This is a genomic window from Peribacillus kribbensis DSM 17871 (assembly GCF_000430765.1).
Classification (GTDB): domain Bacteria; phylum Bacillota; class Bacilli; order Bacillales; family DSM-1321; genus Paraperibacillus; species Paraperibacillus kribbensis.
In genome coordinates, this window is the sequence record NZ_AUMQ01000016.1 from 256,177 (window position 1) to 279,180 (window position 23,004).

Here is a 23,004-nt window from a genome sequence, read left to right on the forward strand (position 1 = left end):
TATTTAATCTTAACAAAATGGAGGTTAGTTTATAATGCCATTATCAAAATCAATGATTAATCCAAGTGTTAGACTAGCTACTTCTCCACCACCACCGTTTCTAATCATAAACACGCTTATTTTTAAAACAGATTAAGATCTGCGAAATATAAGCTGTTTCGCAGATTCAAAGGAGTAGACGATGAAATCTAGCATTCAGTTTATATTATCCATGATTATTTTTGGAACAATTGGTTTAGTTGTAACATACATTGATTTATCTTCGAGTGAAACAGCTTTACTAAGTAGTTCAATCGGATGTTTATTTTTAATTTTGGTATTTTTGGTGATGAAAAAATCTATTCCGTGGAAATTAGTGAAAGCTAATGCTTCCGTTTTATTTTTTTCTGCTATTGCATTAGGAGGAAATTGGATTTTCCTGTATCAATCCTACAATTATACAACAGTCACTAACGCTACATTAGCCTATTACTTTGCACCTGTGTTTGTTATGCTTCTCTCACCAATTATTCTTAATGAACAATTAACTATCAAAAAGATTGTTTGTATTGGTATAGCAATATTAGGTCTGTTATTGATTGTTGGAAACGGCATAAGCGCATCTGGAAAAGGAGATCTACTTGGGATTTCTTTTGGATTAGTTGCAGCTGCATTCTACGCTTCATTAATGTTATTGAATAAATTTATTCATAACTTAGCCAAGTTAGAGATTACAATCATCCAACTTGGAACAACTGCTTTACTTCTCTTGCCATACGTGCTCCTTACGGAGGGACTCGGTATCTTGGAAGTATCAACTTCATCCATTCCCTTTATAATTCTGTTAGGAATTATAAACACTGGTCTTGGATTTTGGTTGTTTTTTTCGGGTATGCAAAATTTAAAGGGACAGAGTATTGCTATGCTAAGCTATGTAGATCCATTTGTAGCTATACTGATTTCAGGTATCATCTTACAAGAACACATGACTATTATTCAAATGTTTGGTGGGGCATTGCTTTTAGGTTCAACATTTGTTAGCGAAAATCCATCAACCATTTTTTCAGTACCATTAATGAAAAAACCAGATAAATAACGTAATAAATATACAGTGGGAAGCATTCGTTTCCCACTGTTTTGTAACTTTCAGAGAAATCCCCTGATTTTCATGCCGTAGAAGCCCTTTTATTGAACTGACGCACCCTTTAGTTTAATAACTTAAAAAACAGGCTAGTATAAAAAGCGAAAATAAAGTGCAGCCAAGTAATTAACAATAATAAAAAGGGAATAGATTTGTGGGATTATTTTGAGACACCCTTTTTCCTTCCGAGTAAGTAATAAGAAGCCAATACAGCAAATTAGTTGAAATAAATACAAAGGGGCTGCTGCAATCTTGGAGTATAATTCGGGTAATGGCATTTCAATAAGATTCACTTTGTTCCCCCTAAATAAGTTTACTTCCAACTATTTTTAAGCTAAGCTGCCCGTTAGATAATTATCTAACGCACCCGTTAACTCAATAAGGACTACTTAAGATTTGCCGAATGTAAAGCACGGATTGCATCAACAGCGTGACTGCCCCAGTGAATTTCAAACCCAAATTTCCATTCCCAAATAGCCTCTAATTGCTCGTTTTTCTCGTATAAGAGTATGCCTTTTTTAATATCTTTATAAATATCTAATATGTCATCTGATAAACTTGCCCCGACAGGTTCTTCTAAGTGGTAAGGATTGAAAACCTCCCAATAATGGTCATATTGACCAAAATTAATTTCTGGTACAACTATATTAAGGTCCGTTCCCTCGTAGTTTCCGGGTTCTACTTCGGGAAGGAAGATTGCTTTGGAATACAATTCTAAAAGAGATACGAGGAGAGTTTTTAATTTGGAATGTATCTGATTGGATTCACAATCTTCAATTATGCCGCAATAGTGCACCGCCGAATGAAAAAAGTCATCAAGCTCTTTCATTTTCATTTTATCTCCTAAAAACTTTAAGTATTTTCAATATAACTTCTATAAAATCATTTGAAATCCTTTTTGAACTTACGTACCCTATAGTTTAAGTACAATGTTTCATAAAGTTTCCTTATGGTATCTTTCTGTAAATTTATTTGTGAAATAAAGGTAAACAACCTTATGTTTTGTGGTCATTAGTTGTGATGCAGTATTTCGGTGGTCAAAAACTCCTATCCCAAATAATTAAAATATATCGATACCCTTATGTACCAAGGGTTTGGATATGTAATTAAGAACCTTTCAATTCTCCAATTTATTCTTGACAATTCGAGTATATTTAGTTAAATGTAAGTCCTTCTTTTTTAAATTTGATTCCTATATACTGACTTTTCTTTTTTAAATAAACCTTAATTATTTTGATGTTTATTTATTCCTAGGGTTACTCACTAATACACTTTTCTAACACCGGTATATTATGAGCTATATTCCCGACTATATAAAATTTAAATGTTACTATATAACCTATGATCTAAAAGGGAATACCTAAAATAGCGTGTTTGATAAAACTTTAAAAAGTAAGGGGATTTTTAATGAGAAAAAAGCAATATACCCAAAAGGAATCGAAGGAACTTCTAAAGAATAGAATTGCTGCTGCATCCAAAAGAAAAAAAGCAGAATTAGTGATTAAGAACGGTAAAATTATAGATGTATTTAATCAGGATCTAATCGAAGCAGACGTTGCTATAGAGGATGGTGTGATTGTAGGTCTTGGAGAATATGAAGGGGAACGAGTCATAGATGCAAATGGTAAGTATATTTCTCCTTCGTTTATTGATAGTCATGTACATATTGAATCTTCTATGGTTACACCAAAAGAATTTGCAAAGGTAGTATTACCACATGGAGTTACAACCATTATCGCTGATCCTCATGAAATCGCTAATGTAGCAGGGACTGAAGGAATTCATTATATGTTAGATAGCACTGAAGACCTACCGCTAAATGTTTATATAATGGTACCTTCATGTGTGCCAGCTACACCCTTTGAACATGCTGGAGCAATATTGAAAGCCGAAGATTTAGCCCCGTTTTATAATCATCCAAGAGTTTTAGGGCTGGGGGAGGTTATGGATTTCCCTTCTGTCAGTCATGCTGAGGAAAGTATGTTAAATAAACTATTCGACGCTAAAGCAAAAGGTTTTAAAATAGATGGTCATGCTGCTGGCTTAGATCAAGATGCGATTAACATATATACGACAGCAGGTATTAAAACAGATCATGAAGCTATATCCATTAGTGAAGCAAAGGACCGCTTGCAACGAGGGATGTACCTTATTATTAGACAAGGATCAGTAGCTAAAGACTTGCCACAATTGATTGATGTAGTGACGGATAAAAATGCAAGGCGTTGTTTATTTGGAACAGATGATAAACATATTGATGATTTACTATATGAAGGAAGTATAGACCATAATGTAAAATTAGCTATTCAACATGGAGTGGATCCAATTAACGCCATTCAAATGGCTTCATTTAGTCCTGCAGAATGTTATGGATTAAAGCACAAGGGGGCAATTGCTCCAGGGTATGATGCAGATTTTCTAATAATGACTGATTTAAAACAGATTAAAATAGAAGAAGTATATTCAGGCGGGAAATTAGTAGCACAAAACGGAGAATACCTGAATCAAGATAGTTGTAAAGTAAATCCAAGTAAGCCGTTGCTAAGTAGTATAAACATGCGGAATATTACGTTAGAGCAGCTTCAAATCCAGTTGAGAGAAAGTAACTCAGCTCATGTTATTGAAATCATCCCAAATAGTTTAGTAACGAAACACCAAGTAGAAGAAGTAGAAGTTATAAATAAGTGCTTTCAGCCTTCCATCAAGCGAGACCAACTTAAGCTCGCTGTTATAGAAAGACATCACCAGACTGGTCATATAGGATTGGGAATTGTAAAGGGGTTAGGCATTCAAAAAGGAGCAATTGCAACTACTATAGCTCATGATTCGCATAATATAATTACAGCTGGAACGAATGACAAGGATATACTATTTGCAATAGAAACGGTTAAACAGATTGGTGGAGGTTTAGTAATTGTCGAAAATGAAAAATTAATAGCTTCTCTAGCCTTACCTATTGCAGGTTTACTATCTGATGAACCCGCAGAAAAGGTATACAGTGAATTAATGGAATTAAAAAAAGGATTAGATTACATAGAGGCTTCGAAGAAATTCAATCCTTTTCTAACCCTTTCTTTCTTGGCATTACCTGTCATTCCTGCATTAAAATTAACTGATGTGGGATTATTTGATGTTGAAAATTTTAAGCATATTTCAGTACAAGCTTAAAGTCTTTTTCAGCTCAACAATTAAAGTATGTTAAATTCAAGATAAGGATCCAATGATCTTTGTTTCAGAACGGTTCCCGTATGAGCAATGAGATATGTCATCATGCCCATTGCTACTTGAGCAGGAATAAACAAAGAAATTCATCCTCACCAGCTAAGACAGAGCTGTGCAGCTCAGCTTGCATTGATCAAAAGTTTATTAGGGTACGAAAAGAGCTTGGCAGAATTTAAATTTTCATGGTAGTGGCACTAGAAAAGAGGCTGCTGTAGCAGCCTCTCTATTTAACTAACCCAACGTTTCGTTGAACAAGAAGTTTGTTTTTTTATTTTTCCATTACCATTCATCGCTTTATCAACACGGACAATTCACCCTCAAAAACTTTTTCATCCTTATCATTAAAGGTAGATAACGATACAGTAAGGATTCCTGTTTCGATTTTTGTTGAATTCATATCAATAACCTCAACAATTATATATAATTCATCTCCAGGATAAACAGGCTTAATAAATTTAATATTATTCATACGGGTTCCAGCAATCACATCTTCCCCATACATTCCCTCTTCAACCCAAAGCTTAAATGATATGGCTAGCGTATGTATACCAGAAGCTATGATTCCATTAAATCTTCCCTCACTTGCTTTTGCCTCATCCACGTGCATATACTGAGGGTCAAATTCACCTGCAAACCTCATAATATCCTCTTTTGTTAGTTTTAATGATTTAGTTTTAAACACCTGTCCAATGTTAAACTCTTCTAATTTCATTATTACACCTCTGTTTTGTCATTGTTGAATCAATTTATTTTAGCATAATTCAAAAATCGGGAAAATGAGTACTGTTCTGGAATATAATTAAGGAAATCAAAGCGATGACAATCAGCATTCCTAATATGTGAATATTCTTGGCGCCCCTCTTCTGTACACATCTGTTAGCTTTTAAAAAAAGAACAGCGGAGAATCCGCTGCCCTTTTACGTGGATTGTATTTTCCAATCTACCTCTCCATCATCTTTGCTAAATTCGATAAGGACATCAGCTACGCCCTTCTGCTCCATGACCTGACCTGCTAAACGCTCTTTAATCACATCTGCTTCCTCGATGGTGATAGATGCCTCTAGCTCCACTTCTACTTCTACGTGAAGTGTTTCCCCTTCCTTCATCACTGTGATGTTCCGAATATCTTTTACCTCAGGATCCTGGATGAGGATGTGTCCGATTTTGTTTTCCATTTCATCGTCAGCTTCTCCCAGAACACCGGCCGCATTATCCAGGAAGACCTTTCCGACAACAAACAACATCATCAAACCGATCAAAACGGATGCAAGTCCTTCTAATACATGCTGGCCTGTCCATTTAGATAGAAGAACAGCCAATAGAGCCAGTAGCCCTCCTCCTGTAGCAACCAAGTCCTCCATAAAGACGAGCTTCGTAGCAGGTGTTGCCTTCCCTACATTTTTAAAACTTTGGACAAGGATTCCGAGCCCTTTTGCCTCCGCGTGAGTTTCATGAATGACCTCTTTCATGGCTTTTGCAAGTACAATCGATTCAAGGATGACTCCAGCCAGGAGAACCCCCACAACAATGAAGAAACCTTCAGCCTCCGTTGGATGAAGGACATGATGTATTCCCTCTTTTATGGTTTCAAAGCTCATGATTGCTACCACAATGACGGCCCCAAGCAGGACCAAATTCACCAATCGTCCAAATCCATTTGGAAATCGTTTGGTAGGTGTTTTTTTGGATAAAGCGGAGCCGATAAAGACAAAGAATTGGTTGGCTGCATCACCTATCGCATGCATCGTTTCTGCGAACATGGCCACATTCCCGGTAAAGATAAAAGCCGTCCCGCGAAGGATCGCAATAACGGCATTTACAATGGCAGCCATTAAAGCCGATTTATTTCCTTGTTTTAATAATACAAATAGTTCTTTCAAATGGTTTCCCCCTTTATAATCATTCTTTACCTTGTATATCGGTTCACATTTCTACACCTTTAATTACGATTCGTTAAAACTTCTCGTGAACCATTATTAATAGTCACTCAACAACCTAATCCATCAATTTTACTTCACCACATTTTTTTTTGTTATAATGTATCAACTTTTGTAAATTATTGGATATCATTTTAATTATCCATAGTCATACCCCTTTTCCCTAACATTATCCTTTTGCTTTAAATACTACCACGTTTTCACTATTCTAACTAACCTGCCCCTTACTAACTATCCCACCAAATATTTCCTATTATGCGAATTATCATTCTTGGGATAAACATTAAGATGTTCCAAAAATTTTGTCACAACCTTCAAACTCAATGAACGATAATTTACCGCCTACACGGAGAATGGGGGCGAATTCATCTACTTAGCCATCAACTTTTAGCTGCTTCAGTTGCAAAGCCAAGGGAGATTTTTTTTCTAAACTACTCCTTTAATAAAAATAAGTAAAATGTCGCCTTATATCACAGCAAAAATATGAAATTCTTGTACCTGTTAGATGCTCTTCTTTCATTACCAATAGTTTTTTTCAAAAAAGTTGTGTATTTCATCTGTATAATTATGTCTATCATTAAGCTTTTGTAATAATTCAATATCATGGGTATGGGTTTTTCCTGTCTCAAGCATTTCTCTATATAAATCAAAATAAGGAAGTTTATGAATAATAGCTCTTTTTAATTCATTTTCTACATCATAAAAAACTTTTTTAAATCTCACCTCAGCAATCCCGGTCTCATCAATTTCAAGAATTGCATACTGAGCACGCAGGTCAGAACCGAACTTGCCCCATCTGTAAAAGGGCTGTCCAATAGTTCCTGGGTTAATAATTAATTGATCATTGCTACTATATCGTAACAATTGGTGATGGGTATGTGCATAAATCGCAATATCGTGATCATGCTCAAATAACTAATCAAAATTTTTCTGATTATTTGTGGGCGATAAATCTCCTCCATAATTTTTATTTTGTAGATTATGGCTAATACTAATAGATAAATTATTAACTATTTTTGTTATGTGTAATGGTAAATTCCTGATAAGTGTAATATGGCTTTCATCCAGGTTTTCACACTGATACTGAACTAACCTAGAAATATAAATATCAGTAGCATTATCAAAATCAACCCTTTTATTCAGTACGTCTAGGAAGCTGTCTTCCCAATTCCCTTTAACATAATCAGCCACTTTAATACTATCTAATATTTCAAATAAATCATTTGCTCCTGGACCAGGCATGATTAAATCCCCTAAAAACCAATAGTCAGTTACACCTTCCTTGAAAGAATCTTCTACTACTGCTTTTAAAGCACTTACATTTCCATGAACATCTGCTAGTAAAGCAATTCTATGTTTCATATATTTTTTTTGCCTCCTCTAAAATTTACAGAATAACCGGAATCGAACGTACATTCCTATCGTATTATTTTATTGAATATAGTGGAACCCAGTAAAATAAACTTCACGTTATAAAATAAGGAAAGCTGCCTGGATTGGCAGCCGGACCTTTACCCACAACAGAGTGGATCTTACATTAAAAAGACAGGTATGATTATATTCTTTACCTGTCTCCGTTAAATATCGATCGGTTAGGAAGAGCGTTTAAGCTCCCTAATTTTTACTTATTCTTCTTTTTTTGTTACGGATGACTTCCCCTCTCCCCGACAAGGAAAACACAATTCTATGAAATGAAGGGATTAAACTTGCTCCAGAACCTATATTTACTTATTCCTCATCGCTTTACATATAAGGTAAAGATCTGTAAGGATAAACTTCTTAATCTCCGTGTTTTTACAAGCCCTATATTCTTTGAGCAACATCTCAGTTTCTTTTACAAAAATTGATAACTCATCATTCTTCAATTTAGTTCACCCTTATAGTAAAGGAGCAAGTTAACCCCCTCAGTGTTAACGTTATAGGTGTTTAAACCAAAAGTCCAATCATTTTTGCAATATTGAGAAAAAATGAGAGGGTATTAATCATCTGATCCAGGAAGATGAAGTTGATGGAAGTATAATGATACTTCCGAGTTATTCAAATAATAGAAAGGGCTGGTGTAAATGCCCTGCCTTTTTCAAATTTTGCACCGTTAGCTTAATAAGATTTACTCCCAATTTAATCCTGAAAAAAATTTCACAGTTCTAGAAGCACCCTAATAACTTCCGGGTCGCAAAAAGAAAAGAACCGCCGCAGCGATCCTTTGCTGTTCTATATGCTGTTTAGTAAAACGTGTCACCTATGATAATGGTTCACACTGCTTCTAAACCTAACTTACCCATTATAGAGGCACCGATTACCTAATATCTTGTAAAGCTTGTTGAAGTGTGGCGTAAGTTTTAATACTCGAAAAATTGATACCAGAGTTGATAATTCTTGATACTAATTCCGTTCTAATCCCTGTAAACACCGCATTGATCCCTAGCAGCCTAAGAACATCATATATTGTAAAGATTCGAGCCGCAATTTCGGAATCTATATTGGCAGTAGCTGAGAAGTCAATAATAACACATTCAATTTTCAACTCAGTAACTTTGGGTATGACTCTATTCATAATAAATTCACTTTTTTCTACATCAACATCTCCAATTATTGGGAGAACCGCCATGCCATTTTGTATAGGGATTATGGGTGAAGATAGTTCTGTGATCTTCTGGTTCTGCCTTTCTTCTCTTTCTTTTGTTATTCTCTCTCGCTTAAGAATCGTTTCAGTAATACTTAAATCGAGAAGATAACTTAATCTACTGGTAACAGTGATAATTTCCTCAGTAGTTAGTCTATGGTCTATGCATAATCGAGACAAGATTCTTATTAATAGCTGTCTAGTTTCCGCATAGGGTTTTATAAGACTCGATAATTCCTCAATATATTGAGCATCTTCCGGTGTTTCCTGTTTAATGAGCCATTCAATGAATCTAGGTTCAACCTCTTCATTCGAAAATGAGAGCGTATTCCCTAAAAAATGAAGAAACTCAGCATTAGTATCAATTGATTTATCTATTAATTCTTGCGGTAATGTTATTTCTATCTTACTCACACTATATTTAACAATTTCCCTGCTTATTGATTCAGCATTCTTACTTAGAAAATGTGCGAATTCTCCAATTGTATTTACCTTTTCAAAACCCATAGAGCAATACTCCTAAGTGTATATATTTTCTTTAAGTATATTGGTTGCAAGCAAACTTGTCTATCAACGATAAACAACAGAAAAAATAACTGCGGTTAACGACTCGGCATACAGGTATCGCATGATGATTGTATAAGTCTACGCCTATCTTAACGGGAAAATAAGGCAAGATCTACAATAAATATTTCTAAGAAAGGCTGCTTTAGCAGTCTCTATTATTTTCAACTAACTCACCCTTTCGTATTATATGTTCAGCCAGATATTTCTGGTTGATCATTTTTTATATCGACATATGATAGAATGAGAAAATACGAAAAAGGCAGGCATAACCTGTCTTACATCTGTTATAATGATAAGAAAATGAAGCAGATAAGGGGTTCGTCCAAGTCTATGGTCAATAAACAGGAATTGTTCTCGTTTATTTCCGAGAAATCCCAGAATATCATCTCCATCCTTTCTGCCGACGGGGTGTTCACCTATATTTCCCCGACCGTCGAGGCTCTCCTTGGGTATTCCCCTGATGAGGTCATCGGGAAGCCGGCTGCCTCCTTCAACCCGCCGGATACCAACAGAAAATGGCAGGATTACCGTAAATCGCTTTTCATCGACGAGAACACATTCCGCTTTACCGGGCGAGTCCGGCATAAAAACGGCGAATACCGCTGGTATGAGACGACCACCGAGATTATCCGGGATCCATCCGGCAGCATCATCCAGACCATCAGCGTCGGGCGTGACATTACTGACCGGAAACAAGCGGAGGAGGAACTCGCTTCCCTGGTGAAAGAGCTGTCCTCCCCTGTCATACCGGTATTAGACGGCATTCTTGTCATTCCGTTGATCGGAAGGTTCACGAGGGAGAGGATGTCGGACCTGATCCATACGGCATTGACCCATGTATCGAACGGAAAGGCAGAAGTCCTTCTCCTTGATGTAACCGGATACACTCATGCCGATGATCTTTCCCTTGCAGGGATGCAGCAGCTGATTACGTCCGTCCGCCTTCTGGGAACTGAATGCTTCATCGTTGGAATCTCCCCGGAACTCGCCATCGGACTGACCCGTTACGAAATCAACCTGTCCGGCGTCCGGACGTTTTCCACCCTCCAGAAGGGGGTAGAATTTTGCATCCAGCGAAAAAGGGAGCGTTAAGTTCCCTTTTTTATCTAAATCTTTTTATAAGACTATCCGTATTAACCACCCCAAGACTATATTTATAACTGAATTCCACAAAGTATATCTGTTTCCTTCTTCAAGTAACCTGCCCGTTACTTATTATAAAAGCCTTATTCCATTATTGCAGTAAAGCACCCATTAGTTTAAGTGCACTGATTCACAAATAGTAAGCTATGTTTCCATCACAATTTTCGTCTTTTTTCCGACCAACAGATAAATCTAAAATAAAAAAAGACAGGTATGATTATATTCTTTTACCTGTCTCCGTTAAATATGAATCTTTTTAGGCAGAGCGTTTAAGCTTTCGCTAATTTTGCCCTTTTCTTTTATTTATCTAACTAAAATGAAGGGATTAAAGCTTGCTCCAGAACCTTTATTTACTCTTCCTCATCGCTTTACATATAAGGTAAAGATCTAAAAGGATAAACTTTTTTATTTCCAGGTTTTCACAAACCTTGTATTCTTTGAGCAACATCTCAGTTTCTTTTACAAAAATGGATAACTCATCATTCTTCAATTTTATTCACCCTTATAGTAAAGGAGCAAGTTAACCCCCTCGTGTAAAAGTTATAGGGATTTTAACCAAAAGTCCACATTTTTTTTGTAATGTTAGGAAAATTCCGGAGGTTATTCTCTGATTCAGGAAGATGAATTGAGGGACAGTAAATAGCCCAGCCTTCTTCAACTTTCGCACCCGTTAGCTTAGCAAGGTGAAGTCGATTCTCGGGAATTCAGTTTTAGGGATTTGCTTTTCAACCAGGGATTATAAAACATCTTCAACCTGCCCACTATTAAACACTCGGGTTGTATGATTTCAATTATCTTTCGCCACTTATTATTGAAAAGTCTGAAAAAATCTTCTTTGGTTTAAAAGATATCTGTTGAGGGCAGATATAAATATGCGGTGACGCAGAAAATAAGTGAAGGAGACTTGATATAATGGGATTTTTATGGTCATTAATTATAGGTGGCATTATTGGTTGGTTAGCTGGAATGATTCTAGGCCGTGACGTTCCAGGAGGCGTAATTGGAAATATCATCGCCGGGTTTATTGGTGCCTGGTTAGGCGGATTGATTTTTGGTGATTGGGGTCCTCATATTGCTAGTTTTGCCATTATTCCAGCATTGATCGGAGCTATAATTTTAATCCTTATTGTTAGTTTTATTATGAAATCTGTAAGAGGACGAAATCACAGACATTAATAACACTATGATATTAACTTAATTAATAGAAGGCAATGACCCTTCAAAAAAAGGTAAAACTCTATATTTTCTGAGTTTTACCTTTTTTGTTTTATCACGAAATAGCCCTCATTGGCTTCATTAATAAGGCTGCCGTAGCAGCATATCTTCTTCAACTAACGCACCCGTTAGTGAAAAATAGGCTACTTTCTTGTATCCCGTAGGTGCGGAATCAATACTTTCTAAACCCATTTACGAAACAATTTAAAAGCTTCCTGGTCTGTTTTTACATTTCCGTTGATATAATCAATGAGATTTGCCTCATATTTCACCTCTTTTCTTAATAAATCGTTGCACCAGATGGTCAAATAACCATTTTTTCTATTTTACTGTTCGACTAGTACAACAACAAAAGGCTGCCTAAGCAGCCGAATAGTCTTCAACTAATGCACCACCTTTTAGTTTAATAAGCACACAAAGAGTATAATTTTAAAAAGTTTGTTTTTTTTTAACTTTTAAAGTCGAATATCCCATCGGTGTTTCAATGCTGTGTTAGACTTAATATATAAAACTATTTTATCCAAGGAATATCTGACTTTTTTTAGTCATCCCTTGTATGAGGGAAGGAGTATAAGAAATGGAGACAATTAGTATTTTCCTGGATGACTATCGCAAAGCACCTGATGGCTATGTGTTAGCCGAGACCATTGATGAATGTATAGAGCTGTTGAAAAACTTTGATATTAAACATCTCTCTTTGGATCACGATTTATTAAATAAAACAAGAAATGGTTTTATGCTTGTTCAAGAAATGATTAAGGAAAAACTATTCGCAAAACGTATAACTATTCATTCTGCCAATTCCATTGGCGGTAAAGCTATGTACAACTGTTTAAAACAAGCACAACACGACTTTATTATGTCCCCTAGCATTATTGTATCCTTAAGACCACTGCCGCTAAATTTCTTCCCGCCAAAGGTTCTTCAACATTATTTGGAACTACGGTAAACCCTTCTCATTTACATTTCAACACTGGATTTTCATTATTTATTTAACTCAGTTACTATACCGAACTATATTATTAATTTTTTTAGATGCCGCCCAAAAGAGATAGCTCGTTTGAAATAAAAGACAAGGAAAAAAGAAAGCAATTTTAAAGTCTGCCAGTGTTGTGGACTTTTTCTTTTTTATACTCTTATAAATAAACCTTCCCAGTGAGAACAATAAGAAAAAACGCTAAAGAATTCTTCTTAACTATCCTACCCTTAGTGAAACAAAAAAAAGCCGCCTAAACAGCCGAAGAATCTTCAACTAACGCACCCGTTAGTTCAAAAGAGTAATTCTGTTAATGCAATAATAAATTCATTATTTGACTAGAAAAAACTCTTCTTTTCCTTCACCTTCTTCAATTGAAAGGTTTAATATCTTTTCCATTTCTTCTACCAGTTCACTAATATCATCGTTTGTTAATACATCAGCTAATTCTTCGTCCTCTAAGGTTAAATTTAATGTCAGACTAAATGCCTCTGTATTCATTTGTACGGGACTTAATCCGTAATCTTCTGTACCATAACCTGAAACTTGCTTAGTAATATGTTGGTTATTTTTGAATAAAGTAATTTGCACAAGATCATTAAAGGGTACCAACCTAGTTTTTTGGCGTCTTAAGTACTTAAACTAACGCCCCGTTACTTTAAGTGCTATTCTTCACAAAATTGCCCTCTAGAAATTAAAAAGTTTGCTTCCGCAACCCCGTTTTTATGTAAGCACGTTGAATGGATTTATAAAAACTTAAGCTAGCCAATGTTCAGGAATATTTAGTGAAGCCGGCAGTTTAGTATGAATATCGCCATTAGCCGAGTTTACTTGTACTTGAGTAAGAAAAATACTTCCTTTTAGGTTAGCACCTCTTAAATCAGCGTCTCTCAAGTCAGCACCAATAAGGTCTGTTTCTCTTAAGTCTGCGTCTCGAAGGTTAGAAGCAATAAGTAGAGATCCTCTCAAATTGAATCCTCTAAGGTTTGCACCTCTTAAATTCGCACCGATTAGGTCAAGACCCCTAATCATTTTTCTCTTTCTCATACTTTTATGATATTTGTTATTCTTGACTTTTGTTCGAACTAGTTCACTCGTTTTTTTAAGTAAATCGTTAACCTTGTCCCGATGGCTTGGTACATAAAGGGCTAAGATAGATTCTGGGCTTAAATAAGTGAGATGTTCGGTTTCTTGCACTGCCTGCTCTAAATCCATATAGATAGGTCGAGCATCTTCTAAATTAAGAGCCTCATTTAAGTAATAAAGCATTTCGTGAAGTTGTTGCATAATAGGGAATACAGCAAACATTTCCTTCGCTGTATCTGAACTTTCCCGCCAGTCATTTCCTTTATATGTCACTTGGGAAATCTTTTGACCTGCCCCAAAGCATTCATATACCGTACATCCTCGAAAGCCATTCATTCTTAGGTTTTTATGAATTCCACAACGATAATCTGTCTGTAAGTTTCTGCAAGGAGTCCCTTCTCCTTTATCAAAAGCAAAATCTGAAGAGGCAGCAAATGATAAAGCTACACAACATAAACCAAAACAAATCTCGCAGTCAGCACTCAAATATTTTTTATTATTGGTATTATTCATCAATTTATGAGGCAATACTTACACACCCTTTTGATTTAACTGGATATTACTATTCTAGGGTTGATGGATGAAATCCTTATTAAAGTAACTGCCCGTTTGTTGAATAAGGTAATTTCTTTATTATAATCTTACCAGTGTACTTGAAGTTTATTACCATTTGGGTCATAAAAGTGGAAAAAGGCATAACCATTATCTTCTTTTATATCCTCGACCTTAACTTGATTATTAATTAAGTGTTGATGAAATCTAGATAATTCTGGACTTGTAAAGCCAATGCTAAATTCTTGTTCATTATCAATTGTAAAATGTGCAAATGTTTCATCTTCGGTAGGAACTAAGATAAGTAAGAAAGGTCCTTCATTTACTTTTAAAATTGCAAGTTCCTCAGTAATGTTTAGTAACTGGAGCCCTAATACATCTCTATACCATTGTGCAGACAGTTCTAAATCTTTTACAGGAATTCTAATATAATGTACTTGTTCAATAAATGATTTACTCATAGCCTTTTCTCCTTTATTTAATCTGGTAAATCAAATAGTTCCCTTTCTATATACCTTTTTCCTTCCTATTATTGAATTAACCTGCCCCGTTTGTTGAAATAGGTTTTGTTCTGCACTTTTATACTTGAATTGGTAAGTAAATCTGTACCTCTTCTGCCCCTTCCCTCATAGGATGGTATGTTTCGATAATATAAGAATCAAGGTCTCTTTGGTAACCTTGTTCTTCTGCCCAAATCAATAAGTTATGATGAAGTTCACCCAATTTAGATATATCGCCTCTTGTAGTTATGTAACTTTTATTTGTTTCAATATAATCCATCCCTGTTGGTACATCATTTAATTTCTCATTCACAATTAACCCTACATAATAATGACCGATCCTATGCTCCTCATTCTTTTTGGGCTCAAATAATGCAATTTCGGTTTCTGTAGGATTTAGGATTTCGTTTGAGCGACTTAATAGTTGCTTTGCAAGCAAGGGTACTTCATTACCAAAGTTAACAAACTCCCCACTACCTTTTAATCCAACTAGTTTAAATTCTTTATTAACCATTGACATATTAACCTCTCCTATTTACATAAAAATTCCAAAATATCCTAATTTTATTTATTCAACAAAAAAATCCTTACTTCCTGCATTAAAGTAAGGATTTCATTTTGATATATAAAAAAGTTATCCAACTAACCTGCCCCGTTAGTAAAATAACAAGGCAAAAGGCTGCCTAAGTAGGCATTTCTTCTTTAATTAACAAGCACCCGTTAGTTAAACAAGGTTTACATTATCCCTGACGTAATATTTTTTGAAACATTCTTGGTTTATGTTTTTCAAAACCTTTGATCAATTCTTTTCCAAAAATAGTGATGGTTTTTTCCCAAGGGTGTCCTAATAATCCCCATTCAAAATTCTTATGAATAAAAAAGTAATAATCACCGTTTGGAAAAATAGGTACCGTCCATTCATCAAATTCACTTTTCGGAAACTCCATACGGGGGTTTATCCAATAACCTGGATGTTGCCAATCTAATGCATACATATATTCATTTTCCTGTATGAGTTCTTGAAAAACCAGCAATGACTTATCCTCTAGATCATTGTAAATCTCATCATAAGTATCTGAATCTCCGGACCAATTTAGATACGGGGATACATCATATGTGATAAATGCACTTGGCACTTCAAAAGATGGGAACTTTGATATGCTTGGTTCAAAACTAAATTCATCATATATCCTATTCCATACCTCTTTAGCTTCTATTTTAGATAATTCAATCCAATTTCGCATTTGAATAGCCACCTTTACGACGCTTTTAATCAGGTTTAATATATCATTTATTGTGGAACTAACCTGCCCCTTTAGTGGAATAAAAAAAGGCCGCCTAGCAGCCAACAGATCTTAAACTAACGCACCCTTTGGTTGAAGAACCAGTATCTTCCTTTTTTTAATGTGCTATAGTATAAATTGGATGGAAACAATATTTGGAGAGTGAGATAATCACCTGATAATAATTTTGAAAGTAAAAAGCAGACGGATAAGTAGTACAGGATTAAGTCTGAGTAAGGAGAAGATAAAGATGAAAAAGGACTCCTATAAAGGAAAAATTTTATAGAGGAATTATTGCTATTTCAGCTCTATATTTATTAATAAGGATTTTTATCACAATATTGACTACAAAGTATGATATTGTTCTATATTCAAAGGTTTTAAACCTCAATTTGACTCACTTTGCCTGGTTTATGGATATTGTTATATCACTTTCAGCCTCATTTGCTCTATTCTTTTATTGCAAGTCGACAGTCCCTTCACTTTTTAATTTTCTTATAATGTTGATATGCATAGTTAAATTGTTTCCTCTATTTGCATTTTCAAGTGATTATTGGTCTATAGATAGTAGTATGACTAATGGTAATTACATAATATCGAAGCATCAATCTGATGGGGTAAACGATGGAAAAAGATACCTCTCAGTCTTCGTCTATAATAAGGAATTCCCTTTAATTTTCACTAAACAGGGTAGATACTCCAAGTTTGTTCCTTCTTCTAGTGAAACTTTTATAAATTTTTCTAATAATAACTATTCTATTAGTAAAGATGGTAATTTTTTATCTTATGGAGATTTTAACATTCCTTTAAAATAATTTAGATTTAACCTTTTTCAAAAAATGTTATACAGTTGTGCTGATTTGGATGGAACAAATACGATTGGATATTTTTCACCTAACTGTTTCTCCACCTCTTGGAATAGTTGAAACCCTTTTTCATTGTGATTCCCCTCTATTTTTAAACCATTTTCCTTTAATGAATCGGTTTCTAAGTCAATCCAATTACCATATTCCGATACCCATTCCCAAAGTTCTTTCTGTAAATTATCTGATAAAGGGAAATCCTCTATATCAAGATTCCAGCCACAAACGTTGCACCAAATAGGGTCAGCCGAAAAATCTGCTTCTAGTTTAAATGAATTAGTAAATTTGCATTTACAAACATCTTTTAATATCAATAAATCATCTCCCAAAAATAGAATTTCTCCATCAAGTTATTCGACTAATCTGCCCTGTTAGTTGAATAAGAAAATCGCCAACATACATTAACAGAGCCAAAAACAAAGAAAATCAATAAACAAATAACCAAATATAAAAATGCTTGACCAGTTGAAGTTTCACTAAGAAAATTGTGAATGCCAATGGCACGAAGTATGGAACGAAATAACAACGGAAAGAATTGCAGCGATCAATATAGAAATAAAGACTCTTTTGCCCATAAAATTCCACCCGTATTTCACTCTTATATATTTTTAATACATAAGGTCGAAAAAGGCCTCAAATTCCTCCACCTAAATGACCAATAGACAATTCAACTTAATAAAAATTATACCATTCCTTCTTCAGCTAAAACGCTCCGTTTATTGAACAAGAAAAGAGGCTGCTTAGCAGCCTCTTTATTTAACTAACGCACCCGTTCGTATTATAAGGTCAGCCAGATATTTGGTTGATCATTTTTTATATCGATATATGATAGCGGTAGCCGGGGTAGAACGGATGCACCCGTGGGACTAAGCATAGATCCCGTCAAGTAAACAGTTCGCCCCCTACTTGTAGAAAAACGATTGAGGCTGGTTGGGACTAGATCCCGTATAACAAGCGAAGCTGTCATACTACAAGAAGGATTAGGGGTACCGGTTAGTTTTTAGGAGGAGGAGATCTAAGAATGAATCCAGTGGTAGGTCTGGATATCGCAAAAGGTGAAAGTCAGGTTCAAGCATACTTGGAAAAGAAAAAACCTTATAAAAATAGTTTTAAGGGGGCACATACCCTCGAAGGATTAGAGAGCTTATCTTTATTTCTTCAAGACATCGAAAGTGTGACTGGAGTTCGTCCTCCCATTGTTTTAGAATCCACAGGACATTATCACACACCTATTGTTCAATACTTTGAGGAAAGAGATTATTTAATGATTATCGTGAATCCCCTTATCTCTTTTCGGGCAAAGAATTCCAGTTTACGAAAGGTAAAGACAGATGTGATCGATGCCCACCACCTCTGTGAGCTGTACTATAAAGAGGATTTAGAGCCTTATAAAAAACGTGGAATTCAGTTATTAAATCTGCGTACTATAAAACTAAGTAAAAATCTAACTATTTGCGTCAATATCCAACTATCCATAATATTTAAGCCTTTTGTTAAATCTATAATCATATCATTATAAAAAATTCCAAAAAAGTATCTTTATTCAAAATTCTGCCTCTCACACAATTCCTTTTTCTATATTATCAATGCCTTATGGATTAAACTGTACCGTTTGCATTAGAGAACGGGATTGCCGCAGCCATTCCATCTTTCACATAAGCACACGTAGCTTTAAGTGCATTTCTTCACAAGTAAAGGATTAAAAACAAAAATCCTAAATTAATCCTGACATTAGTACAAAACCAATCATAATAGCTAAAAGAGATAACGAGTAGTAATATTAACATTTCGTTATTTTCTTGCTCTATTGTTGTTCATCCACAAATATTCTCCGGTTACCTGGTTTCTATTTGTAAATCGAGGGTAAAAAGAACAGATAACCTTCGAGGAGAGAAACAAAATGGCAATCGAACAAAGAAAACGATATATTGTAAAACTAGAGAGAAATAGTGAAACACTCCAGATTGTCATAGTTGCTAAGAACCTGGAGTGCATGTATAAACAAGTTTACCGACTATACGGAAATTTCCTTACTGATGAAAAAGGAAAAGATACTGGAACAATATCGTTTGAAGAAGTATCTTTATCTCCTCACATACAGGAAAAAACATATTTACTAACAAAAGATTAAATTCACCAAAAAAAGGGCTTGAAAAAGTCCTTTTTTTACTTCAAAAAAACGCGTTGTATTAATTAACGTTATTTAACTAAACTGGCTAATAGGAGTCGAGAACTTCTTATTAAGATATATTTTCTTCCGTGTTTTACTTTTTAAAAACATGCCAAATAACTCTCCAACTATCAATTGGAAGGTTTTCATAAGGTGCAATTTTCATGTGGATTAAGCCAAGTCTAGGAATTGTTCATTCCTTTTTAGGATTGAATAAATCCAGTGTAAGAGCATGTTTACACAAGCGATCATTGCTACTTTTGAAGGCTTTCCCTCATTTCGTTTTCAATCATAATATTCTTTTAATTTCTTGTTTCCGGAGCTTTTTATACCGCATAATACGGCCATATACAGAGTGTACCGTAAACGGCTTGAACCTCTTTTTGTAATATGATTGATCGTAGCTGTAAACTTACGCTGATGATTAGACACTAGGATCGATTCCAGCATATACTACAAGTTTTTTGGGGTGATTAAACCGGTCAATTTCCCCGATATCGGAAATAATCGTTGCCGCGGTTTTTCCTACTATCCCGGGAATGGATTGGATAATTTTATATTAGCTTAACAAGATACTTCAAACAAAAGTTTGGATTACTCGTTGATAGATTAATACACTCGTAGTTAAATAATCTCCTTATTTACAAATCGAAGGCAATCATTCTAGTAATAATGCCCCGTAGGAATATCTAAGTTTTTTCATTACTAATTAAGGAATCAATATACTCTTTTGCTTGCACTAATCCAAAACCAGTAACCGTTCTTAATCTTTTAATCGCCTTAATTCTTTTACCTTCTGCAATAAGACCTTTCAATTCAGCAACTATCTCTTCCGGAACCTGATCAGTTACTCCAATATGCTTAGCGATTTTATCTAATTTTAGTTTTAATTCGGCAATTTCACTGCGTAATAGGCGATTATCTATTGCCATACTTACCAGTAAGATTCCTCCAATAATCCAATGAAAATATTCATCCATTCAATCTCTCCTTTACTCATAATACAGGAATATTCTTTAAACATTCTCCTAGTCTTAATTAATCCTCCATCAGCCAATGCGAACGGCTTCAACGGATTAAAATCTATTTTCACGAATATAACCCCATAAGTCATATCGGGTAAGGTGATTAGGGTTTTTGATGCTTAAAGCAATATATTTTCCCATTAAATTTCTTGTTGGACAAACTGAACCGTTACCCTTTTTCAGATACCTTTACGCCACATAGACTGTCAGGTATAAATACTATTTTATATTCTGGATCTAACTCTTCTTTTACTTTTTAAGTAAGATGTTCCCCTTTTATTATGTTCATTAATAGAGATTATATAGACCAGTCCATTGATATAACTCTAAAAAAACACCCCGAGGGATGACCTTTAAAATTTAATGTTATTCATGTTACCCCATATTTCATTTGCTTTTTTTTCTTCTTCCTTCACTTGAGTATCAGTGGTAACCATAACATAACTTACATTGTCTAAATTCAGGATTTTTTCATCTACCTGGAGCCATCTTTCGCTACGTTCTAATATTTTTGAATAGTCGTAGCTTTCATTCTCTACAATATTCGTTTGTACCTTTTCACCATTATTCATGTAAAAAGTAATATAAAAGGTCTCCATTGTGTTTCCCCACCCCCTCCTGTCTAAACTTCGACAGGAGGAGATATTCTCCTGCATATCCTATAGTTTTGATTAACAAACCAATGTAAAAACCTATAAAATATAGTAGTAGCAATTGGATAGGAGGGATTTAAGTGAAGATGGTAATTTTTGCACTTCTGCTGATTTATTTGATAATCTGTACGAATGTAAAAAATTTATTGTCTTGTTTACTCGAGGATGTTTTCATCCTTAGTAAACTTCCACTTAAATAAAATTTATTGCAACCTTCCTCTTGATTTCCCCATCCAGTACTGTTCCATCCGGAACATCTACCTGTTGCAACTACGGTAACTTACTTGTTACTTCGTTGTTATGCCGTGTATATAACTTTATTGTTTTAGTCATAGATGATTAGTCTCCTTAAAAATTAGACTGAATTGAGACTCCAGGTTCGTGTGTCTTGGAGTCTTTTTATGTGCAAATAAAAAAGTCCTACCGATTATATAGGACTCTTAAAAATAACAAAACATTTGAACGAGCAAACCGCCATTTGCGCTACCCTAAATGTATTAATATTTTTTAGGGCTTCATTATTTTGCAAGTCTGTCGCAATTACTTTTGTCATGAACAAATCCCCCAATTATTTATATCGATGTAAAATATCTTTCAAATCTCCACCTCCTGCAAGAATTTTTTATCTTCCTCATTTTCAGCTGGAGCTGCTTTAACCTTCTCAACATAATCCTTCATTGCAAGCTGTAGGATCGCAAGTTGCATTGAGCTGACTTCATTAAAATAGTTGCATCGTTTCCTCATATGCCGCGCGCTGTTTGTTTTCATAGGCGACCACTTCGCCATAATGTCGTTCGCAATAATACTCAGAAATTCTGTCCTTGTTTTTCCAGTCATAAATAAGCTTGAACCATTCGACTTCATTATTTCGCCTGTTACAGAATAAACAACGATATGATTAATCAAAACTCATTTCCTCAGATAAAACCTCCAGGTTATTTGTTACGTTTAAAATCCATTGACCATATTAGAATTAAAATTACAATCCACCAAAAAATATCAGAATAAGATGGTTTTACAAGATAAATATCAATAGCAGCCAGGGCAACATATATAAAGGTTAATAGAATTTTTATTTCACTTTTTGTTCCCTTTGATAACATGAAAAGCTTTTTTCTTGTCTGTTGGAGTGCTATAGAGTGGAACTTTAGGCTCGCCCAGAGGCTGCAAGCTTAATCGAAGCACTCTTCTGAACAATGCTGGATCAACTAAATGATTGTCTTTCTTGAAGATTATCTTGTCATCCTCTCTAGGAAACGAATCAAAAAATCTAAATCGTCAGTTTCAAGTCTCCTTCCCCTAAGATGATAATTTCTAGTCTCATATGAATTCCTCCTGGTTGCAGAAGATTCCTTCAGAGATCAACACCTTATTGCTTCACTACCTTAAATAACTGAATTTAACCTTTTTTTGTAGGTTTTTCTTCATAAGAGATGCTATTCTTTTGTTCTCTATACAAATGATTATAGGAAGCTTCCTTAGTTTGCTTCTCCGACCAGATGTAACAAATGCATGGTCTATTCGAAAGCCATTGCCCAGGCTGCTATACCATATTCTTGATTCGTATTAAATCTCTCCAACAAACAATATAACCAAAATTATCAAAGCATAGAATTGTTCAGCTTTGACTATAAAACATTTAAATAGTTACTACAATAGCACCAGCAAGTAGTATTCAGAGCTTGCTGATTTCTTGATCTTTATTTCCTAATAGTTTAATAAATAACCATTCAAAAATAAATCCGGACTTAAAATTGTTTAATACTCATCATTAAAAAAGACCATTCTATTAGGATCGTTGATCCACTTTTCTTTTGGTGAAAAATGAATCTGTGAACGGTGCTTTTCTTTATACATTTGTCTCCCCCACCGTTAGCCACCCCTGAATCACAAAAATTAGCGATTCACCACAGAGAATGATAATAGTTAGACGTGTCAATACTAATACTGACCTTAATTTAGTCCACCCAATATATAAAATAACGCTGACCTCTATTTTTAGAAGTTTGAGCAGAGTATTCATAGTCATTGCCTTTTTTCCAATATAGAGGAAACTATTTTCATGGTAG

At 34.9% G+C, this 23,004-nt stretch carries 20 protein-coding genes and 4 pseudogenes; 7 read left to right on the forward strand and 17 right to left on the reverse strand.

Features of this window, described 5'->3' with window-relative positions:
- The first annotated feature begins 181 nt into the window (after positions 1–181).
- Positions 182–1,075: a DMT family transporter gene (locus H539_RS0101135; protein WP_026691983.1), complete on the forward strand. Its 894-nt coding sequence runs from the start codon at positions 182–184 to the stop codon at positions 1,073–1,075.
- A 430-nt stretch (positions 1,076–1,505) separates the two neighbouring features.
- Here the strand turns inward: H539_RS0101135 and H539_RS29955 are convergent, their stop codons facing one another.
- Positions 1,506–1,949, reverse strand: a complete 444-nt coding sequence (locus H539_RS29955; RefSeq protein ID WP_162144673.1) for a DUF5063 domain-containing protein — start codon at positions 1,947–1,949, stop codon at positions 1,506–1,508.
- A gap of 578 nt (positions 1,950–2,527) precedes the next feature.
- On the opposite strand from H539_RS29955, the gene ade reads away from it, so the two are divergent.
- The gene (gene ade, locus H539_RS0101150) at positions 2,528–4,288 is read left to right on the forward strand and encodes an adenine deaminase (protein ID WP_035321712.1); all 1,761 of its coding nucleotides are present in this window, start codon (positions 2,528–2,530) and stop codon (positions 4,286–4,288) included.
- Positions 4,289–4,628: 340 nt separating this feature from the next.
- On the opposite strand, the gene H539_RS0101160 is transcribed toward ade, so the two are convergent.
- The 4 genes and pseudogenes from H539_RS0101160 to H539_RS0101180 form a co-directional block, all read right to left on the reverse strand.
- Positions 4,629–5,054: a MaoC family dehydratase gene (locus tag H539_RS0101160; RefSeq protein WP_026691986.1), complete on the reverse strand. Its 426-nt coding sequence runs from the start codon at positions 5,052–5,054 to the stop codon at positions 4,629–4,631.
- A 205-nt stretch (positions 5,055–5,259) separates the two neighbouring features.
- On the reverse strand, positions 5,260–6,222 hold the full coding sequence (locus H539_RS0101165) for a cation diffusion facilitator family transporter (protein ID WP_026691987.1): 963 nt from the start codon (positions 6,220–6,222) through the stop codon (positions 5,260–5,262).
- 576 nt (positions 6,223–6,798) lie between these two features.
- A pseudogene (locus H539_RS27480) lies at positions 6,799–7,641 on the reverse strand (metallophosphoesterase family protein).
- Positions 7,642–8,575: 934 nt separating this feature from the next.
- Entirely contained in the window at positions 8,576–9,409 is an 834-nt protein-coding gene (locus H539_RS0101180; RefSeq protein WP_051348388.1) for an STAS domain-containing protein, read from the reverse strand.
- A 390-nt stretch (positions 9,410–9,799) separates the two neighbouring features.
- Between H539_RS0101180 and H539_RS0101185 the strand changes: the two genes are divergently transcribed.
- From H539_RS0101185 to H539_RS0101200, 3 genes are all read left to right on the forward strand, one after another.
- On the forward strand, positions 9,800–10,561 hold the full coding sequence (locus tag H539_RS0101185) for a PAS domain S-box protein (protein ID WP_026691989.1): 762 nt from the start codon (positions 9,800–9,802) through the stop codon (positions 10,559–10,561).
- 963 nt (positions 10,562–11,524) lie between these two features.
- Complete coding sequence (locus H539_RS0101195) at positions 11,525–11,788, forward strand: GlsB/YeaQ/YmgE family stress response membrane protein (RefSeq protein WP_026691990.1); 264 nt, start codon at positions 11,525–11,527, stop codon at positions 11,786–11,788.
- Between the two features lie 616 nt (positions 11,789–12,404).
- Positions 12,405–12,776: a cyclic-phosphate processing receiver domain-containing protein gene (locus H539_RS0101200; protein ID WP_026691991.1), complete on the forward strand. Its 372-nt coding sequence runs from the start codon at positions 12,405–12,407 to the stop codon at positions 12,774–12,776.
- A 357-nt stretch (positions 12,777–13,133) separates the two neighbouring features.
- Here the strand turns inward: H539_RS0101200 and H539_RS31250 are convergent, their stop codons facing one another.
- From H539_RS31250 to H539_RS0101230, 6 genes are all read right to left on the reverse strand, one after another.
- A complete protein-coding gene (locus H539_RS31250; RefSeq protein ID WP_155889910.1) occupies positions 13,134–13,394 on the reverse strand; it encodes a hypothetical protein in 261 nt (86 codons plus the stop codon).
- 165 nt (positions 13,395–13,559) lie between these two features.
- The gene (locus H539_RS0101210) at positions 13,560–14,402 is read right to left on the reverse strand and encodes a pentapeptide repeat-containing protein (RefSeq protein WP_035321772.1); all 843 of its coding nucleotides are present in this window, start codon (positions 14,400–14,402) and stop codon (positions 13,560–13,562) included.
- Between the two features lie 128 nt (positions 14,403–14,530).
- Positions 14,531–14,902: a VOC family protein gene (locus H539_RS0101215; RefSeq protein ID WP_026691993.1), complete on the reverse strand. Its 372-nt coding sequence runs from the start codon at positions 14,900–14,902 to the stop codon at positions 14,531–14,533.
- 118 nt (positions 14,903–15,020) lie between these two features.
- Positions 15,021–15,461 (reverse strand): GyrI-like domain-containing protein, encoded by a 441-nt coding sequence (locus tag H539_RS0101220; RefSeq protein ID WP_035321715.1) that lies wholly within the window; start codon positions 15,459–15,461, stop codon positions 15,021–15,023.
- Between the two features lie 220 nt (positions 15,462–15,681).
- A complete protein-coding gene (locus tag H539_RS0101225; protein WP_026691995.1) occupies positions 15,682–16,185 on the reverse strand; it encodes a DUF2716 domain-containing protein in 504 nt (167 codons plus the stop codon).
- Between the two features lie 871 nt (positions 16,186–17,056).
- The gene (locus H539_RS0101230) at positions 17,057–17,401 is read right to left on the reverse strand and encodes a hypothetical protein (protein ID WP_026691996.1); all 345 of its coding nucleotides are present in this window, start codon (positions 17,399–17,401) and stop codon (positions 17,057–17,059) included.
- Positions 17,402–18,108: 707 nt separating this feature from the next.
- Here H539_RS0101230 and H539_RS0101235 point away from each other — a divergent pair.
- A pseudogene (locus H539_RS0101235) lies at positions 18,109–18,517 on the forward strand (IS110 family transposase); the annotation flags it as partial.
- 470 nt (positions 18,518–18,987) lie between these two features.
- Positions 18,988–19,218, forward strand: a complete 231-nt coding sequence (locus H539_RS0101240; RefSeq protein ID WP_026691998.1) for a hypothetical protein — start codon at positions 18,988–18,990, stop codon at positions 19,216–19,218.
- Between the two features lie 210 nt (positions 19,219–19,428).
- Here the strand turns inward: H539_RS0101240 and H539_RS30500 are convergent.
- The 6 genes and pseudogenes from H539_RS30500 to H539_RS31260 form a co-directional block, all read right to left on the reverse strand.
- Positions 19,429–19,816, reverse strand: a pseudogene (locus H539_RS30500) (transposase); the annotation flags it as partial.
- Positions 19,817–19,946: 130 nt separating this feature from the next.
- Entirely contained in the window at positions 19,947–20,237 is a 291-nt protein-coding gene (locus tag H539_RS0101245) for a ribosomal protein L7/L12 (RefSeq protein ID WP_026691999.1), read from the reverse strand.
- A 398-nt stretch (positions 20,238–20,635) separates the two neighbouring features.
- On the reverse strand, positions 20,636–20,881 hold the full coding sequence (locus H539_RS0101250) for a hypothetical protein (RefSeq protein ID WP_026692000.1): 246 nt from the start codon (positions 20,879–20,881) through the stop codon (positions 20,636–20,638).
- 276 nt (positions 20,882–21,157) lie between these two features.
- A pseudogene (locus H539_RS31255) lies at positions 21,158–21,259 on the reverse strand (ATP-dependent DNA ligase); the annotation flags it as partial.
- 270 nt (positions 21,260–21,529) lie between these two features.
- The gene (locus H539_RS0101265) at positions 21,530–21,841 is read right to left on the reverse strand and encodes a hypothetical protein (protein ID WP_026692001.1); all 312 of its coding nucleotides are present in this window, start codon (positions 21,839–21,841) and stop codon (positions 21,530–21,532) included.
- Positions 21,842–22,693: 852 nt separating this feature from the next.
- The gene (locus H539_RS31260; protein WP_155889911.1) at positions 22,694–22,792 is read right to left on the reverse strand and encodes a hypothetical protein; all 99 of its coding nucleotides are present in this window, start codon (positions 22,790–22,792) and stop codon (positions 22,694–22,696) included.
- Positions 22,793–23,004 lie beyond the last annotated feature (212 nt).